Raw genomic sequence first — 18,085 nt, forward strand, 5'->3', positions numbered from 1 at the left:
ATTTATTTTAAAGTGTTGGTTGTTTTTCTAACGGAATAGCCAACATATACAGCAATTGCAATAATGACCCTTCACAAATAGCTGCTTGCGCTTGCTCAACTACTTTAGGTTTACCATGTACAGCAACACCAAGGCCTGCTTTTGCCATCATTACTAAATCGTTTGCGCCATCCCCAATAGCTACAGTTTGTGTTTTTTTAAACCCTAGCTTTTGCTGAAGCGCCTCTAAAATAACCGCTTTTTGCTGCGCGTCTACAATTGTACCCAGTACCTTACCTGTTAATTTATCGTCTTTAAATTCAAGCACATTAGCGTGTACTTCATCTAAATTAATAAGCTCTTGAACGCGCTCTGCAAAAGGCACAAAACCTCCAGAAGCTATTGCTAAATACCAATTATGCTGCTTTAAAATTTGGCATAATGCTTTAATACCAGGCATTAAAGGCAATGCATTTTTTAGCTCTTCAATTAAGCTTTTTTCAATACCTGTAAGCTTCGCTACACGCTGATTTAAGCTCTCGCTAAAATCAAGCTTACCGGCCATAGCAAGTGCGGTTACAGAGGCAACTTCATCGTATACATCTGCAAGGCGTGCTATTTCGTCTATGCACTCAATAGTTATTGCAGTTGAATCCATATCCATAACCAATAAACCAGGCTCATATAAATTAGGTGGAGTAACAACTTGCACTAATTGACAATCAATCGTGTTTGAAAACTCTTGAAGCACTAACGGGTTTATAGCTTGCTCTGCATTTTGCGCGTAAAAACACAATGCAGGTGCAAGGCCTAAATCTGGTTGATATTGGCATATAGCAGTGACGGTTTGGTTATGCGTAGCTAAAAAATCAATAATGCTAACAATGTGTTTTTCTTCAAAATCACCTGCAAACGCGATGCTGAATAACCCTAATGCTTTATTGGGAATATAATCAAGAAATGTAAATACACCATCACTAAAGCCAAACCATTTATTTAAAGTTAAGTGTTGTAATGGCTGCTCAGCAGTTGGCTGTGCCATGTTGATTTGCGACATGGGATCTCCGTGTTTATTTTTATTTTCCTGATAGTTGGCATATCAAAACTGGTATTCTCAACACTAAATTCGCCATCAGGTGGGGTTTAAGGTTATAGTTAGTGTAGTTGTAACATCAAATCAAAATGCTGTCAGCAGCATAAACGGTGACTATGAAAAATAACCATATTAAAAACCCTATTACCGCTTCACAAAGAAAGCGACTTGTTCGCTTAATACTTGCGGCTGGCTGTTTTGTATTATTAAGCTGGGTAGGCGTTAATAGTAGTTTTCAAAGTCATCAATTGTTATACGATAGCGCCGATAGCACTGCAAAAAGCCTCACTCAATTTATGGCTTTAAATGTTAAAACGCCGCTTATAGAAAAGAATAAACCACAACTCAACGCCATTTGTAACGATATAAGTAAAGATGAGTTTGTGCTTTCTGCCACTATTTATGATCAACAGGGCATTTTAATTGCCAGTAGTGACAATTGGCAATCACACCATATTTATGGTCAGCTTCCGGACTCAACACCGGGTATTAGTAAACTAAAAACACCTTTTATGGAACCCGTGATAAGCGATGATGACCGCCCTATAGGCTTTGTGTCTGTTACTTATTTAACTCGCGCTGCAATATCCGACAGCCACAATCATTTTCATGACTTAGGTCGGCAGGTACTATTAATGCTAGTGATTGCGTGTATTTTTACGTGGCAGCTAGGCCGTGGATTAAAACGTTGGCAGGTAAATCGCTATATGCAAAAAACATCTGAACAAGAATCGTAAAGCTGCTTTGCAAGCGTCCCTCTTTCACTATATGGCTTTAAATCACATAACGCGTTAAATACATCAGGTATATGCAGCGGTGTGTTTATTTCACCTTGGTAGCCACTTAACGGCATTGAAGGTGAGTCGGTTTCAAGCACTAAGTTATCTGGCTCAATAGCAGCAATAACAGCCCGTGTTTTTACTGCGCGATCATAGGTAATAACACCGCCTACACCAAGTTTAAAGCCGTGTTTTATATAATACTGCGCTTGTTGGATTGATCCCGAAAAAGCATGAATCACCCCGCCATTTATTGGTTTACACCGTTTAAATGATTGCGCAATTAAATCGTGGCTTTGTCTGTGATGTACAATAAGCGGTAAGCTTAGCTCGTTAGAAAGCCTTATTTGCTGCTCAAATAAATAAGTTTGTTTAGAGAGGTTTTCAATACTTCGATCAAGCCCGCACTCCCCAATAGCTACCAGTTGGCGCTTATTTTCAGTCGCAAAATCAAATAACGCTTCTATGTGCGATTCTTTATGTTGCTCTAAAAAATAAGGATGTAGCCCAGCGGCTATTTTTATACTTGGGTAAGTTGCTTTGAGCTTTATGAGGGTATGCGATTGAGCAAGCGTAATACCTGGCACAACAAACTGATTAACTCCCTTTGCTACACACTCGTTTATGAGCGATTCACGATTCGAATCAAACTCGCTAAAGTCGAGATGGCAATGAGAGTCAATAAATTGCACGGTTACTTACTCATCTATTTACTAAGGGTTTAAGCGCGTAACTTGCCAGCTGTTATCGGCTTGGCGCTGATACATAAAACGGTCGTGCAAACGATGCGCTCCGCCTTGCCAAAACTCAATTTTAGTGGGTACTACACAATATCCGCCCCAAAAATCAGGAAGTGGTATTTCACCTTTAGCAAACTTGTTTTTCATATTGGCAAAGGTTTCCATGAGTACTTTACGTGATGACACCGGACGACTTTGCGCTGATGCCCACGCGGCTAATTGGCTTTCTTTAGGACGGGATAAAAAGTACTTTGCCACAGCAGAAGTCGGTAAGGGTTTAGCCTCGCCATACACAATAACTTGGCGCTCCATGTGATGCCACGGAAAGTGCAAGGAAATTTTATTATTACCTTTAAGCTCTTGCGCTTTACGCGAGCCGGTATTAGTAAAAAACACAAACCCGTTATCATCTAAATGTTTTAAAAGCACAATACGCTGTGAAGGCTGACCGGTTTCATCAACGGTTGCTACAACCATTGCTGTTGGATCGGGTAGTTTACTTGCTACCGCATGCTCAAGCCACGTTTCAAACTGCTTAAACGGCTCATCTTGCAAATTATCTTCGCTTAACGCGTCTTGCAGGTATTCACGGCGGATATCTTCGAGTTTCATAACAAGTCCTTTAAATAAAGCCTTAGAAAAGAGCTTAGAGTAGCGAGCTTAAAACAATAGATGTTGAGTAATAACAAATATTAAGATTCAGGTGTATGCGATAGCAATAACACCGAGCCTTGAGTGTATTCGATAACAGTAAACATAGAGTCTCAGGTGCATTCGATAGCAATAAACACAGAGCCTCAGGTGCATTCGATAGCAGTAAACATAGAGTCTCAGGTGTATCGTTGGGTTTCGCTTCACTCAACCCAACCTATAACGTAAACTACACAACTCAGATATCTGCAAGTGTAGAAGTGCTGACAAGACGGAGTGCTTTTTTATGCCAAGGAGCATACATTTAGTATGTGACTTAGGCTAAAAAAGCACGACAACGCAGTCAAAGCGAACTACACGCAGCAGATTACATTTGCTCCATAACTTCAATGCCAAGTAAGTCTAATCCCGTCTCTAATGTTTTAGAAACCAAATTACACAGCACTAAACGGCTATCGCGCACGCTTGGTTCTACGCCTTCTTTAAGTACTGGGCAGGCTTCGTAAAATGTCATGTATAAGCTTGCTAGCTCATATAAGTAACCACATAGTACGTGCGGTGTTGCCTCAGAGATCATTAAGTCAAGTACTTCTTCAAGCTGTAGTAGCTTAAGTGCTAGTGCTTTTTCTTGAGGCTCAACAATTGCTACGTCTGAATTTAATGTAGCTGCATCAACGCCTGACTTACGGAAAATACTGCGGATACGTGTATAAGCATATTGTAAGTAAGGGGCTGTTGCGCCTTCAAAGCTTAGCATGCTGTCCCAGTTGAATATGTAATCGCTGGTACGGTGCTTAGAAAGGTCGGCGTATTTAACTGCGCCAATACCTACTTTACGTGCAATCTCGCTGCGATCGCTATCACTTAAATCCGATTCACGTTCAGCTAGTTTTGCAGCTGCACGGTTGATTGACTCTTCTAATAAGTCAGCAAGTTTTACTGTGCCGCCAGTACGTGTTTTAAATGGTTTGTTATCGGCGCCCATCATAGTGCCAAACGGGCAAAACTCGTAACTTGTTTCGTCTCGTAATAAACCTGCTTTACGCGCTGTTAGCTCTACTTGATTAAAGTGTAGGTTTTGACGTGCATCTACAAAAATTAAGATGCGATCGGCACCTAATTTATTTGAACGATAATCACATGCCGCTAAATCTGTTGTTGCATATAAAAAACCACCGCCAGATTTTTGTACGATAAACGCAGATGGTTCGCCATCTTTGTTGGCTAGCTCATCTAAAAACACAACTTGCGCGCCTTGCGACTCTACAGCAATGTTTTTATCTTTAAGTAGGCTAATAATATCGTTAAGCTCTGCGTTGTACGCGCTTTCAGCCATAATATCGGCTTGCGTAAGCGTTACATTTAAACGTTTGTATACTTCTTCAGAGTGCTTAACTGAGGTTGCTATAAATAGTTTCCAAAGCTTTTCACAGTGCGCGTCGCCACCTTGTAATTTAACAACGTAATTACGGGCTTTATCTGCAAAGCCTTCTTCGTCGTCAAAACGTTTTTTAGCATCGCGGTAAAAGGTTTCTAAATCGGCAAGTGCAACCGTATCTAAGTCTACACCTTGGCTAATTTGGTCTTCTAAATGCGCGATTAACATACCAAATTGCGTGCCCCAATCACCCATGTGATTTTGACGTACAACCGTATCGCCTCTAAATTCAAGCACACGTACAATTGAGTCACCAATAATGGTTGAACGTAAATGGCCTACGTGCATTTCTTTAGCAAGGTTTGGTGATGAGTAATCCACTACCACTTTTTGTGGGTTAGTGTGCTCGTTTACTGCAAGCTTTGCATCGCTATTAGCTGCTTTAACACTTTGCGCTAAAAACTCTGGCTTTAAATGAATGTTAATAAAACCTGGACCCGCAATTTCAGTTTTCTCTGCGATATCACTTACATCAAGGTTATCTATAATTTTTTGTGCAAGCTCTCGTGGGTTGCTTTTCATTTTTTTAGCCGCGCCCATTGCTGCATTAATTTGGTAATCACCAAATTGTGGACGTGTGCTTTGCGTTACTGCTGGGTTTGTGTCTTCAGGTAAGCCTGCGCCTGCCATAGCGGCAATAGCTTTTTCGATTAAAATAGTACGAATGTTCATTATATTATTTACCTTTGTAAGCCCGCCTTAGCAGGCTTTCAGTTAACTGTAGTCGGTCAATTCTAGTTTTCGCGCGTGTGGTTAAACGTTACTTCTGGATAACGCTCTACCGATAAATTAAGGTTTACACGGCTCGGCGCTATGTAAGTTAAGTTATCGCCACCATCGAGTGCTAAATTGCTTTCGCATTTGCGTTTAAAGTCTTCAAACTTTTTAACGTCACTGCACTCAACCCAGCGTGCTGTATTTACGTTTACACCTTCGTAAATAGCATCTACGTTATATTCAGCTTTTAAACGCGCTACAACCACATCAAACTGAAGTACACCTACCGCGCCCACAATTAAATCGTTGTTTATAAGCGGTCTAAATACCTGTACAGCACCTTCTTCAGAAAGCTGTACTAAGCCTTTTAATAATTGCTTTTGCTTAAGCGGATCGCGAAGACGAATACGACGAAATAGTTCAGGCGCGAAGTTAGGAATACCACTAAATTTAAGTTTTTCGCCTTGCGTAAACGTATCACCAATTTGAATTGTACCGTGGTTATGCAAACCAATAATATCGCCAGCGTAAGCATCTTCTGCTCGCTCACGATCGCCTGCCATAAAGGTTACCGCATCAGAAATACTCACCTGCTTACCAATACGCACGTGGTTCATTTTCATGCCCTGGCTGTATTTACCCGATACAATACGCATAAATGCAATACGGTCACGGTGTTTAGGGTCCATGTTGGCCTGAATTTTAAATACAAAACCGGTAAAATTCTCTTCTGTTGCAACAATAAGTCTGTCTTCGGTTTCGCGTGGTAATGGCGTTGGCGCCCATTTAGTTAAACCATCTAAAACATGGTCAACACCAAAGTTACCAAGTGCAGTACCGTAATAAACTGGCGAAAGTTCACCGGCTAAAAACAGATCTAAATCAAATTCGTTTGATGCACCAATAACAAGCTCAAGCTCTTCGCGTAATTGCGCAGCTAAATCTTCGCCAATCGCAATATCTAACTCTGGGTTATCAAGTCCTTTAATAGTGCGAACTTCTTGAATTTTATGACCTTGACCTGTTTTGTATAAAACAGCTTCGTCATTATGAATATGATAAACACCTTTAAACTCTTTACCACAACCAATTGGCCACGTAATTGGAGCACAGGCTATATTTAGCTCTGTTTCAACTTCGTCCAATACTTCCATTGGGTCACGAATATCACGGTCACACTTGTTCATAAACGTAACAATTGGCGTTGTACGCAGGCGCGTAACTTCCATGAGCTTACGGGTACGGTCTTCTACACCTTTTGCCGCATCAATAACCATTAAGCACGAATCTACCGCTGTTAGCGTGCGGTAAGTATCTTCCGAGAAATCTTCGTGTCCTGGCGTATCAAGTAAGTTAACAAGCGCATTGTTATACGGGAACTGCATTACAGAGGTAGTAACCGATATACCACGCTCTTTTTCCATTTCCATCCAGTCAGATTTAGCATGCTGATTAGAGCCACGCCCTTTTACAGTACCGGCTCTTTGAATAGCTTGTCCGAACAACAATACTTTTTCGGTGATAGTTGTTTTACCAGCATCCGGGTGAGAGATGATAGCAAAAGTCCTTCGCTTGCTGATTTCATTGATAATAGTTTGGTCTGCCATTAATAAATTCTTTTAGTTTGATGCGGGGTTGAATGCATTTAAATAAGCGCTTGCGAGTAAACCCGTAATGTTGATCGTAATTAACTACTATTTTCGCTGATTTTAACGTTATAAACAGCTGATAATAAAACGCCAATAGCTAATTTTTTAATAATGACAATTGTAACAGGAGTCGGTATAAAAGTGTGCTATCTAACTTAAAAATATCTTGGCTCTATAATGAAGAGATGTGACTAGAAATATTTGAAATATGGTCAGCAATTAAATTACAGACCATTTTATAATTGTTTAAGCGATGATTCGTTGCTTTTTAAGCTTATTTTCACCGAGGAATTTATATAAGTATTTTATTTCACAACCTTAGATAAATTAGACTCACTAGTTAGCACGTACTCAACTCTAAATTAATAATTACTTAGCGCTCACCTAATACTTCAAAATCGTCACTTTTTAACTTTGCTTTTCCATCAGCTGCAACAACCCAATGTTCGCGATGAACAACACCATGCGCTTGGTTCATTGTCCATTTAGCTGATAAAACATAACCATCATCACCAAGCATTTCCCATGTTACATCAGTGTATTGCACATTTTTAAAGCCTTGATCCATGATCCCTTGCCAAAAGCTTTCTATAGCAACCTCTCCTTTAAACATACCAAATGGGCGAGCATGCATTTCACAATCAGAAAAATACTGTTGCGCGCAGCCTTTTGCATCTTGGTTATTAAATGCATCCTGCCAATCCGCTATCCCTTGTTTGCATTTTTGAAGTACTAATTCGCTATTCATAGATCACCTGTAGTTAATAAATTACGCTTATATTAGCCATATCTTTTAACACCAAAAACAAAGATAATAAAAAATACAGTTTAGAAAAACAGAACAATAAACATGAGTAAATTTAAACAAATGTCGGTGTTTGCAAATATTATTGAGGCAGGTTCTATATCTGCCGCAGCTGATAAGCTTAATGTTTCTAAATCGGTAGTAAGCCAGCATTTAAAAGCGCTAGAGCTAGAGCTTGGGATAACCCTTTTAAAACGCACAACGCGTAGACAAGCATTAACGGCAACCGGCGAGCTGTTTTACATACAATGTAAAGAGTTAAATAATATCGCGACTACGGCATGGGATACCGTAAAAACTCAACAAGCAGAGCCTACTGGCAATATAAAGATAACCGCCCCAAATGCATTAATGGAAACACTTATTACCCCTGTTATTGCTAACTTAATGAATCAATACCCCAAATTAACGCCAGAGCTTGTAAGTGCCGATCAGCATATAGATTTTTTAGATCATAATATTGATCTCGCTATTCGAGTGGGTCCCTCGAAAGACAGCGCCCTAAAACAAAAGCGCATAGGTAGCTTTACTGACAGGCTGTGTATAAAAACGGGAGTAATTAAAAGCCCTAAACAGCTAGAGTCTAAAATATTAAATGCAACGCCTTACATCGCTAATACTTGGCAAGGGTTAAATATAGATCACACCTTTAAAAATAAACATGGAGAACTACTTCACTTCAGTACCCAAGCTCGTTGCCTTGCAAACTCTTTCCATAGTTGTTTATCGCTTATAAAAGCAGGAGCTGGAATGGGGCTGATACCGGATTTTTACTTAAACTTAGTAAAGCCATCACTTGAGGTAATTAACCCCGATTACTCACTTAGTAGTAAAAGTATTTATGCATTAACGCCCTACACGCACAACATGCCAATCTCTGTAAAAATATGCATTGATGAAATAACAAAACACTTAAACAAACTTACAACTTAAGTTTAATAAGCGTTACTCCACTTTTTTAAATATATTAAGCATAAAAAGTCACTTTTACATGCATAAATACTGTAAAATTTATTCAAACACTAAAATACCATTTCAATAATACGTAACTTATTAAATTAAAATGACTTAATTATACAAATAAGTAGCTAACCTTAGCTAAATACCGCGCAATTAATGGTTACATTTCAGCCATCAAGACCGCTATAAGCTTGTTTAATAAAGCCGTAACGCATATTATTGGTAGATTGCATGGAGGATAAGTCGCTTGGTCATGAAAACCAGTAAGTTAAGTATTCGATTATTATGGTATATAACACCCCTTGTTATTCTACCGCTGCTATTTTTAGGTGGCTTTACGCTCACCACTGTAACTAATTCAACACAAAAACAAGCTGATTTAATAATGAGCCGTTTTGTTGAGCAACAACAGCAAAAAATATTTAACTATATCGACTCTTTTCACTCTACAGCAAAACTACTTTCAACTTCGCCAGTACTTAGCGACTTTTTAGCAAACGACATTCGTGCCAACGGTAACCACACCCGAAAACTTGGCGCGCTTATGGATGTATTTGCCAGCTACAGTGAAGCTTATCCAGATATTATTAGTATTAATTTAGTCTCTGCCAGTGGGAAAAGTGATGCTTACTACTCTAACAACCTAACTACTGCACCTAAAAGCTATCCATTTTTTAATCAAGTCTTGCAAAGTAATTTAAGTAAACAGCAATTTATGATTCAAAAGGATGACGGCACCACTAGTTTGTATTTTATTCAACGAATTTATAGTGTTGATTACTATTTAAAACGCCCACAGCAACTTGGTTTTATTGTAATACATATAGAGCCTTCGATACTTAACTCCAGTATTTTAGAAGCACCGTATAACAACACGCTTAATTTGATGTTAACCAAAGACGGTAAGATTTTATTTAGCTCTGACTACAACATGCGCGGCCAATATATAAGCGAATACGAACTCAACCAAATCCACGACCTGGCCGATATAGGCATGCTTTCGACCATTGAGCTCTCAAGTATAGATAAAATTGAGCGTATGATTTTTGCAGTACAAATGCCTGGCGGATATTATTACGTATCTACCATTCCAAAAGGTGTGCTTTACCAATCAGGCAAAGCTATAAGTTTAATAACGGGCTTAATTGTTATTATTTCAGTGATCACTCTACCAATATTAATTTTTGTAGTGGTGCGTAATTTATTACTTAATCCAATTGAGTTACTAGGTGCAGCGAGTCACCGTGTGGGTGATGGTGATTTGTCGGTGCACTTACCTGCGCACACTAATGATGAAGTGGGTGTTTTATTTAACGACTTTAACCACATGGTTAATCAAATAAGGCATTACCAGCAGCAGCTTGAAGAATATAAGCATCATCTTGAGGATAAAGTAGAAAGTCGCACCCAAGCACTTGAAGCTATGAACAGCCAACTTGAGTTGGCTATTGGCCAAGCTGAGCAAGCCAATCAACTTAAGAGCCGATTTCTAGCTAACATGAGCCATGAAATACGCACGCCACTTACTGCTATTATGGGCTTTACAGAACAGTTGCTACACAATGGCAAGATTGAGAACGATAAGCAACATCTCAGTACTATTTTACGTAACTCAAAACACTTATTAGAGCTAATAAATAATATTTTAGATTTATCTAAAATTGAAGCCGAAAAGCTAGCTGTTGATTTGTCAGCATTAAACGTAGTGCAGCTTGTACACGACATTGAATCAATTATTCAACCACTGGCACAAGAAAAACAATTAACCCTTAATATTGACTATCAACTACCGCTACCTCGCACTATTTATAGTGATGTGACTCGCTTAAAACAAATACTTATAAACATTGCCAATAACGCCGTTAAATTTACCGAAAATGGCAGTGTGTCTATTTGTGTGCACTATTTAGAATCGAGTCAAAAGCTTGAGTTTGTAATTAAAGATACCGGTATTGGTATGTCTGAGCATCAAATAGAGCGTGTATTTAAACCGTTTGAACAAGCTGATGCAACAACTACACGTCGTTTTGGTGGTACAGGTCTTGGATTGTGTATTTCTAAAAATTTAGCACTGCTACTTGGTGGCGATGTAAATCTTGAAAGTGAAGTGGGTGTTGGTAGTCGCGTTACAATTAGGGTGGCGTGTCAGTTATCTGATGATCAACCCATGCTTGAATTTTTAACGCAAGACAGCCAGTTAATACCAGAGAAAGACCCTCTATTATCATTTGCCAGCAATAGCTTCGACGCCAATATATTAGTTGCTGAGGATAACCCAGATAACCAATTATTAATTAAATTACTACTGCAAACCTGGGGTCTTGAACCCGATATTGCCAATAATGGTGCACAAGCCGTAGAAATGGCACTCGTAAACGACTACCAACTTATTATTATGGATATGCAAATGCCTGTAATGGGCGGGTTAGAAGCGACTAAAATGCTTCGCCATGCCGCGTATGATGGCCCTATTATTGCCCTTACTGCCAATGTAATGAACCACGATATAGGGACTTACCTAGAGGCTGGTTGCGATAAAGCACTTGCTAAACCCATTGATAAAGATGCTCTGGAAAATGTACTCGTGAGCTACCTGCATCTTGAAAAAGATAATCAAAATAAATGGGATAGCCTATTAAAAAGCGAAAAATTCCAGCAAATTGCTGATAATTATTTAGCTAACTTACCTACATATTTAAAAGAAGTTAAAGCTCTGCAACATTGTGATGATTGGGAAGCATTAAGAGGTGTAGCGCACAGTATTAAAGGTAGTTCTGGATGCTTTAACTTTGATGAAATTTACCATAGTGCTGCGGCACTTGAAGAGAACTTAAAAAGTAACAATAAAGTGCCAAGAGACGAGCTGGTAAATGATCTAATAGCAGCCATTGAGCAAGCAATTAGCGACAAAGTAACCTAAAAGCAAACTTACAAAATGCAGTACTTTAGCGACTCTGTATTTTAAATGCTAATTACCGACTTTAATTATGAAAAGTTTAAACCTAGCGCCATACCCATTAAAATAGCGTCTTCAAAGCCATTTTTAGCAGGGTTATCACTTGGGTAGTAGTTTTTACGAACTGACATCTCAGTAAAGCCTGCGCGCTCGTACAGCGCAATAGCACGCGTATTTGATTCGCGTACTTCTAAAAAAAGGTTTTCAGCATTTTGCTGCTCACCATATTCAATAAACTGCGCTAACAACTGCCTTGCAATACCCTTACCCTGGTGACTTGGTGTTACACAAATATCCATAAGTGTAAAATCAGGCCCTGCTTTTTCACCAATATAAAAACCAATCATGCTCGCATCATCAAATGCGGCAACATTAAAATAGCGCCCGCCTATGCATGAACTCATTGTATTTAAAGTCCACGGATGGCTATGACACGCTGTTTCGACGGCCATTAATTGAGATATTGCAGTTTCATCTACTGGTTTAAAGTTTATCAAGGTGTTCACTCATTAAAGCCCATAAAGCACGCTTTTCAGAAGCGTTGAGCTGTGGGGTTGGCAATGTAAGCTCATTATCGTTTAATTGCATCTCACGGCCCTGTACAACACTATTTATAATAATAGGCTCGGCACTGAGTTTAATGTCTGTAAGTAATTGCTCATTGAGCGTTAAAGGACTGGCTATCGCACTTTGTAATAAAGTATTAGCTTGATCATTTGCTTGAGGACAATAATGTTGATTGAGTTCAAGATTTTCTATATCAAAAATAGCTGCGTAACGTGGATGCATAACAACTCAGTAGATTAGACATTTGAACAATATAAGAAGTAATAAAAACGATGTAAAGAAGAAATGGCAGGGGCGGAGAGATTCGAACTCCCAACCATCGGTTTTGGAGACCGCTGTTCTACCAATTGGAACTACGCCCCTGCAATGACGACGAATTATAGAGAAGTTTCGCCAAAGGTAAAGAGAAAAATCACTCTTTTAGCTCAACTGCTTTTAAAATAAACAAAACGGTGAATTAGCATGCTAATTCGCCGTTTTATCTACTGTAGTAACACAATAAATACTTTTATTTAGCGCTCTGCCCAGCGAGGGTTATTAAGAATAGACATCATAGAAACATAAAGAACATCAGTTCCATGCAAAACGTTGGTGACAAAAACACCTAAAGTAACTGTCATTACTGTTTTATTAACTAAATAAAACTTAGCGGATGAGTAAACATACAAACAAATCAATAACATTGATAGCATTTATGATACAGTTTTTCCTCCAGAAGATCCGCGCTTTATCTCTAAATTGCATATTTCATCATGTATCTTATTCACGCGGGTTATACACAATACCAATATGGAGGAGTTTTACTATTCGCTTTTGCGGATGGTTTACACCATGTTATATGAAGTTTAAATCAAAAAAATATAGTATCGATTCAACCGATTATCAAGTAGGTCAAGATAACGTCAGTAAATGGGGGATGGATATTCATAGTAATGTGTTTTCTATTTCAATTGGCTTATCTTTACTTTTCATAATAACTTTACTCGCCTTGCCACCTAGCGAAACAAAAGACGCTATTAACACGATAAAAAATGCTGCACTCGTAAATTTTGATTTTGTATTTATGTGGGGGGCAAATATACTCCTGCTTTTTGCTATCGGCATTGCAGTATCTCCGCTTGGAAAAATTCGCTTAGGCGGCGATAAAGCAACAACCGACTACTCTACCCTTTCTTGGGTTTCAATGTTATTCGCTGCTGGCATGGGCATAGGGCTTATTTTTTGGGGTGTTGCCGAACCAACCGCATTTTATACAGACTGGGCAGGTACTCCTCTCAATGCTGAACCATTTACCGAGCAAGGTCGAGAAATTGCCTTAGGTGCGACGGTATTCCATTGGGGTCTTCATGCGTGGGCGATTTATGGGATGACCGCATTATGCCTAGCTTATTTTGTTTATAATAAAGGCTTACCACTTTCAATGCGCTCTATATTTTATCCACTTTTTGGGGATCTAGTATGGGGGAAACTAGGCGATGTTATAGATGTAATGGCTGTTTTAGTAACTCTATTTGGTTTGGCTACATCACTTGGTCTCGGTGGTTCGCAAGCAGCAAGTGGGATAAGCCATGTTTTAGGGTTTGAAAATTCGCTACTATTGCAACAAGGCATCATTTTACTGATTATGGGCTTAGCCATTTTGTCGATTATACGTGGTATGGATGGCGGCGTTAAACTGCTTAGCAACATTAATATGGGCATTGCTTTTGTGTTTCTTGCTCTAATTGCTATTTTAAATTTTACTACCGTACTTGATTCTGGCTACACCGCAGTCGTCGGCTATGTAAAAAATATTATACCTTTGAGCTCAAGCACAGGCCGAGAAGACACTGAGTGGCTACATAGCTGGACTGTATTTTACTGGGCTTGGTGGGTGGCTTATGCACCTTGCTTTGGCATGTTTGTGGCACGTATCTCTAAAGGCCGCACCATACGAGAGTTTTTAGTATACGTATTACTTATCCCAACGCTTGTTACTACAGCCTGGATGTCGGTTTTTGGTGGGATAGCTATCGATCAGGTTATAAATGAAATTGGAGTGCTAGGCGCCGATAAAGGTATTACTGATGTATCACTTAGCTTATTTTATATGTTGGATGCATACTCTTTTAGTACAGTGCTTTCGCTTTTAGCTATCGCGTTGATTATCATCTTTTTTGTAACGACTCTAGATTCGGGCTCTATTGTGATAGATAGCCTTACATCAGGCGGTAAACTTGAAGTACCAATAAAACAAAAGCTAGTATGGGCTAATATTGCAGGTATTATTGCAATGCTAATGCTCTGGATTGGGGGTACTGAGTCTATTCAAGCACTACAATATATAACGATCATTGCGGCACTCCCTTTTACGCTTATTTTATTACTTGGCAGTATTAGCCTTGTAAAAGGACTAATGACAGAGCTAGAAACACACAAGTAAAAACCTATCAGCACGAAGCTGTAGTCGTAAAAAAGCCCGTTTTATAAACGGGCTTTTTAATGAGCGACTATAAACTGACTAAAATAAGCTTATACGCTTAAGGTTATTCCCACTCAATAGTTGCCGGTGGTTTACCAGAAATATCGTAGACAACACGTGAAATACCATCTATTTCGTTAATGATACGGTTAGAAACCACACCTAAAAACTCATATGGTAAATGTGACCAGCGCGCTGTCATAAAGTCGATTGTTTCAACACAACGAAGTGATACAACCCAATCGTACTTACGTGCATCACCCATAACCCCTACCGATTTAACAGGTAAGAATACAGTAAATGCTTGGCTTACTTTATGGTAAAGCTCAGCTTTGTGAAGCTCTTCGATGAAAATCGCATCAGCGCGGCGTAATAAATCACAGTATTCTTTTTTGATTTCGCCAAGTACACGCACACCTAAACCTGGTCCAGGGAAAGGGTGACGGTAAAGCATGTCGTACGGTAAACCTAGCTCTAGGCCAATTTTACGTACTTCATCTTTGAATAATTCACGTAATGGCTCAACAAGTCCCATTTTCATGTCATCTGGTAATCCGCCCACATTGTGGTGAGATTTAATAACATGTGCTTTGCCTGTGGCAGATGCCGCAGATTCAATAACGTCTGGGTAAATTGTACCTTGCGCTAACCATTTTGCATTTTTAAGCTTTTTGGCTTGCTCATCAAATACATTAATAAACGTGTGACCAATGGCTTTACGCTTATCTTCTGGGTCTGACTTACCAGCAAGATCATTTAAAAACTGCTCTTCGGCTTCAACTTTAACAATGTTTAAACCAAATTTATTACCAAACATGTCCATTACTTGTTGGCCTTCGTTTAAACGAAGTAAACCATTATCAACAAATACACATGTTAGCTTTTCGCCAATTGCACGGTGAATTAGCATAGCCACAACCGATGAATCAACACCACCAGAAAGGCCTAAAATAACTTCGTCATCACCTACAGTTTCTTTAATACGCTCGATAGCATCATCGATAATTTTTGCAGCAGTCCACAACTTTTCACAGCCACAAATATCAATAGCAAAACGCTCTAATAAGCGCTGACCTTGATGCGTGTGTGTAACTTCTGGATGAAACTGTACGCCGTAAAAACGTTTTTCTTCATTAGACATTGCAGCATGTGGACAAGTAGATGTTTTAGCTGTTGTAGTAAAATCAGCTGGAATATCCATTACTTTATCGCCATGACTCATCCAAACGTCAAGTATGCCGTTGCCGCCATCTGTAATATGGTCTTCAATTGCATCAAATAATGCACAATTGCCCACTTTTTCTACTTGTGCGTAACCAAACTCTTTTTTATCTGAGCTGTGTACGTTTCCGCCTAGTTGAGCCGCCATTGTTTGCATACCGTAGCAAATACCTAGTACAGGCACGCCTGCATTAAATACATACTCAGGAGCGCGCGGGCTGTTTTCAAGCGTTGTTGATTCTGGGCCACCAGAAAGAATAATACCTTGTGGGTTGAACTCGCGAATTTGCTCTTCAGTCACATCCCATGCCCATAGCTCACAGTAAACACCAATTTCGCGGATACGGCGCGCGATTAATTGCGTGTATTGTGAACCAAAGTCTAAAATGAGAATTCGTGAATCGTGAATATCTTTGCTCATGGAGTATCTCGTAAAGTCTGATGCTAAATGCCGTTTGTTAATGTAAACGACTAAAAAGAGGGCTTGCAAAGCAAGCCCAGTATATTAAATTAATTACGCTGCTTAACCTAAGCGGTAATTTGGTGCTTCTTTAGTGATTTGCACATCATGAACGTGCGACTCACCCATACCCGCTGAAGTAACACGTACAAATTGTGGTTTTGTATTTAGCTCTTCAATTGTTGCACAACCCGTTAAGCCCATAGCACTACGTAAGCCACCTACTTGCTGATGAATAATCGTTGCAATAGGACCTTTGTAAGCTACGCGACCTTCAATACCTTCAGGTACTAACTTGTCTGCTTCGTTTGATTTTTGGAAGTAACGATCTGATGAACCTTCTTTTTGATCCATCGCGCCCAATGAGCCCATACCACGGTAAGATTTATAATAACGGCCTTGGTATAATTCAACTTCACCTGGTGCTTCTTCTGTACCAGCAAGAAGTGAACCCACCATTACACACGATGCACCAGCAACAAGTGCTTTAACAATATCACCAGAAAAACGAATGCCACCATCAGCAATAACAGGAATGTCGCGACCCTTTAAGCCTTCAACAGCATCTGAAATAGCTGTAATTTGTGGAACGCCACAACCGGTAACAATACGTGTAGTACAGATAGAACCTGGGCCTATACCTACTTTAACTGCATCGGCACCAGCGTCTGCAAGTGCAATAGCACCTTCAGCGGTAGCTATGTTACCGGCAATAATTTGTAAGTCAGGGTACTCTTTACGCGTTTTAGTAACACGGTCAATAACGCCTTGAGAGTGACCATGCGACGTATCAATAAGTAAAACATCAATACCCGCTTCTACTAATGCAGCAATGCGCTCATCAGTACCTGCGCCAACACTTACAGCAGCACCTACACGTAAACGACCTTGGTCGTCTTTACATGCGTCAGGTTTGTCTTGGGCTTTTTGGTAATCTTTTACTGTGATCATGCCTTTAAGTTTAAATTCATCATCAACAACTAAGATTTTTTCAATGCGGTGTTCGTGCATTAAGCCTAAAATTTCTTCGCGTGCTGCGCCTTCTTTAACGGTAACAAGCTTTTCTTTTTTAGTCATAACGGTAGAAACAGGCTGTTCAAGCTTAGTTTCAAAACGCATATCACGACTAGTAACAATGCCTACAAGCACATTATTGCTATCGGTAACCGGAAAGCCTGAAAAACCTTTTTCGTGCGAAAGCTCAATTGCATCTGCAATTGTTAAATCGGCAGTAACCGTTACAGGGTATGAAACAATACCTGCTTCGTAGGTTTTAACTTTACGTACGTTTTTCGCTTGTTCTTCAATAGTCATGTTTTTATGAATAAAACCAAGACCACCTTCTTGCGCAAGGGCAATAGCTAAACGAGCTTCTGTAACAGTATCCATAGATGCTGAAATAAGCGGCAAGTTAAGTTTGATACCACGCGTTAAGCGAGTTGAAATATTTGCCGTGTGTGGCAAAACAGTAGAATGACCAGGTACTAAAAGTACGTCATCAAAGGTAAGAGCTTCTTTAGCGATTCTAAGCATTTTGGCAACTTCTCACATGTGGATCTAAGATAAGGAATTGCGGCCAAATTTTAACAGCGTTGTTGGCATGAGTAAA

At 39.5% G+C, this 18,085-nt stretch carries 14 protein-coding genes and 1 tRNA gene; 4 read left to right on the forward strand and 11 right to left on the reverse strand.

The features are described 5' to 3' along the window. Window positions 1-7: 7 nt before the first annotated feature. Window positions 8-1,036, reverse strand: a complete 1,029-nt coding sequence (serB, locus tag BW142_RS01030) for a phosphoserine phosphatase SerB (RefSeq protein ID WP_076923600.1) — start codon at window positions 1,034-1,036, stop codon at window positions 8-10. 152 nt (window positions 1,037-1,188) lie between these two features. Between serB and BW142_RS01035 the strand changes: the two genes are divergently transcribed. Then, entirely contained in the window at window positions 1,189-1,809 is a 621-nt protein-coding gene (locus BW142_RS01035; protein WP_007581635.1) for an AhpA/YtjB family protein, read from the forward strand. Here BW142_RS01035 and BW142_RS01040 read toward each other — a convergent pair. The 5 genes from BW142_RS01040 to BW142_RS01060 all read right to left on the reverse strand — a co-directional run bounded on the left by BW142_RS01040 (window position 1,776) and on the right by BW142_RS01060 (window position 7,794). Further along, on the reverse strand, window positions 1,776-2,543 hold the full coding sequence (locus BW142_RS01040; protein ID WP_076923601.1) for a TatD family hydrolase: 768 nt from the start codon (window positions 2,541-2,543) through the stop codon (window positions 1,776-1,778). The two genes, BW142_RS01035 and BW142_RS01040, sit on opposite strands and share 34 nt — an antisense overlap. Before the next feature lie 21 nt (window positions 2,544-2,564). Beyond that, window positions 2,565-3,203 carry a pyridoxamine 5'-phosphate oxidase gene (gene pdxH, locus BW142_RS01045; RefSeq protein WP_076923602.1) on the reverse strand — a complete coding sequence of 213 codons (639 nt, stop codon included), beginning with the start codon at window positions 3,201-3,203 and terminating at the stop codon, window positions 2,565-2,567. 406 nt (window positions 3,204-3,609) lie between these two features. Then, window positions 3,610-5,352 carry an arginine--tRNA ligase gene (gene argS, locus BW142_RS01050; protein WP_076923603.1) on the reverse strand — a complete coding sequence of 581 codons (1,743 nt, stop codon included), beginning with the start codon at window positions 5,350-5,352 and terminating at the stop codon, window positions 3,610-3,612. Between the two features lie 62 nt (window positions 5,353-5,414). After that, complete coding sequence (gene prfC, locus BW142_RS01055; RefSeq protein WP_076923604.1) at window positions 5,415-7,004, reverse strand: peptide chain release factor 3; 1,590 nt, start codon at window positions 7,002-7,004, stop codon at window positions 5,415-5,417. A 415-nt stretch (window positions 7,005-7,419) separates the two neighbouring features. After that, window positions 7,420-7,794, reverse strand: a complete 375-nt coding sequence (locus BW142_RS01060; protein WP_076923605.1) for an isochorismatase — start codon at window positions 7,792-7,794, stop codon at window positions 7,420-7,422. 102 nt (window positions 7,795-7,896) lie between these two features. On the opposite strand from BW142_RS01060, the gene BW142_RS01065 reads away from it, so the two are divergent. Further along, window positions 7,897-8,784, forward strand: coding sequence for a LysR family transcriptional regulator (locus tag BW142_RS01065; RefSeq protein WP_076923606.1), 888 nt, complete (start codon window positions 7,897-7,899; stop codon window positions 8,782-8,784). A gap of 280 nt (window positions 8,785-9,064) precedes the next feature. Then, entirely contained in the window at window positions 9,065-11,731 is a 2,667-nt protein-coding gene (locus BW142_RS01070; protein WP_076923607.1) for a sensor histidine kinase, read from the forward strand. 65 nt (window positions 11,732-11,796) lie between these two features. On the opposite strand, the gene rimI is transcribed toward BW142_RS01070, so the two are convergent. The 3 genes from rimI to BW142_RS01085 all read right to left on the reverse strand — a co-directional run bounded on the left by rimI (window position 11,797) and on the right by BW142_RS01085 (window position 12,697). After that, complete coding sequence (rimI, locus tag BW142_RS01075) at window positions 11,797-12,264, reverse strand: ribosomal protein S18-alanine N-acetyltransferase (protein WP_076923608.1); 468 nt, start codon at window positions 12,262-12,264, stop codon at window positions 11,797-11,799. Further along, on the reverse strand, window positions 12,251-12,556 hold the full coding sequence (locus tag BW142_RS01080; protein WP_076923609.1) for a hypothetical protein: 306 nt from the start codon (window positions 12,554-12,556) through the stop codon (window positions 12,251-12,253). The genes rimI and BW142_RS01080 overlap by 14 nt, the downstream gene beginning before the upstream one ends. A gap of 64 nt (window positions 12,557-12,620) precedes the next feature. Beyond that, a tRNA-Trp gene (locus tag BW142_RS01085) sits at window positions 12,621-12,697 on the reverse strand. 475 nt (window positions 12,698-13,172) lie between these two features. On the opposite strand from BW142_RS01085, the gene BW142_RS01090 reads away from it, so the two are divergent. Beyond that, window positions 13,173-14,756 (forward strand): BCCT family transporter, encoded by a 1,584-nt coding sequence (locus BW142_RS01090; RefSeq protein WP_076923610.1) that lies wholly within the window; start codon window positions 13,173-13,175, stop codon window positions 14,754-14,756. Between the two features lie 103 nt (window positions 14,757-14,859). On the opposite strand, the gene guaA is transcribed toward BW142_RS01090, so the two are convergent. After that, complete coding sequence (gene guaA, locus BW142_RS01095; RefSeq protein ID WP_024598632.1) at window positions 14,860-16,437, reverse strand: glutamine-hydrolyzing GMP synthase; 1,578 nt, start codon at window positions 16,435-16,437, stop codon at window positions 14,860-14,862. A gap of 102 nt (window positions 16,438-16,539) precedes the next feature. Then, a complete protein-coding gene (gene guaB, locus BW142_RS01100; protein WP_002958783.1) occupies window positions 16,540-18,009 on the reverse strand; it encodes an IMP dehydrogenase in 1,470 nt (489 codons plus the stop codon). Window positions 18,010-18,085: the final 76 nt, after the last annotated feature.

The sequence above is a fragment of the Pseudoalteromonas sp. EB27 genome, from assembly GCF_001974875.1.
In the GTDB taxonomy this organism is placed as follows: Bacteria; Pseudomonadota; Gammaproteobacteria; order Enterobacterales; family Alteromonadaceae; genus Pseudoalteromonas.

Coding starts and splice junctions, on each gene's coding strand:
- serB (WP_076923600.1), bottom strand. CDS start 1,036: ATGTCGCAAATCAACATGGCACAGCCAACTGCTGAGCAGCCATTACAA.
- BW142_RS01035 (WP_007581635.1), top strand. CDS start 1,189: ATGAAAAATAACCATATTAAAAACCCTATTACCGCTTCACAAAGAAAG.
- pdxH (WP_076923602.1), bottom strand. CDS start 3,203: ATGAAACTCGAAGATATCCGCCGTGAATACCTGCAAGACGCGTTAAGC.
- argS (WP_076923603.1), bottom strand. CDS start 5,352: ATGAACATTCGTACTATTTTAATCGAAAAAGCTATTGCCGCTATGGCA.
- prfC (WP_076923604.1), bottom strand. CDS start 7,004: ATGGCAGACCAAACTATTATCAATGAAATCAGCAAGCGAAGGACTTTT.
- BW142_RS01060 (WP_076923605.1), bottom strand. CDS start 7,794: ATGAATAGCGAATTAGTACTTCAAAAATGCAAACAAGGGATAGCGGAT.
- BW142_RS01065 (WP_076923606.1), top strand. CDS start 7,897: ATGAGTAAATTTAAACAAATGTCGGTGTTTGCAAATATTATTGAGGCA.
- BW142_RS01070 (WP_076923607.1), top strand. CDS start 9,065: ATGAAAACCAGTAAGTTAAGTATTCGATTATTATGGTATATAACACCC.
- BW142_RS01080 (WP_076923609.1), bottom strand. CDS start 12,556: ATGCATCCACGTTACGCAGCTATTTTTGATATAGAAAATCTTGAACTC.
- BW142_RS01090 (WP_076923610.1), top strand. CDS start 13,173: ATGAAGTTTAAATCAAAAAAATATAGTATCGATTCAACCGATTATCAA.
- guaA (WP_024598632.1), bottom strand. CDS start 16,437: ATGAGCAAAGATATTCACGATTCACGAATTCTCATTTTAGACTTTGGT.
- guaB (WP_002958783.1), bottom strand. CDS start 18,009: ATGCTTAGAATCGCTAAAGAAGCTCTTACCTTTGATGACGTACTTTTA.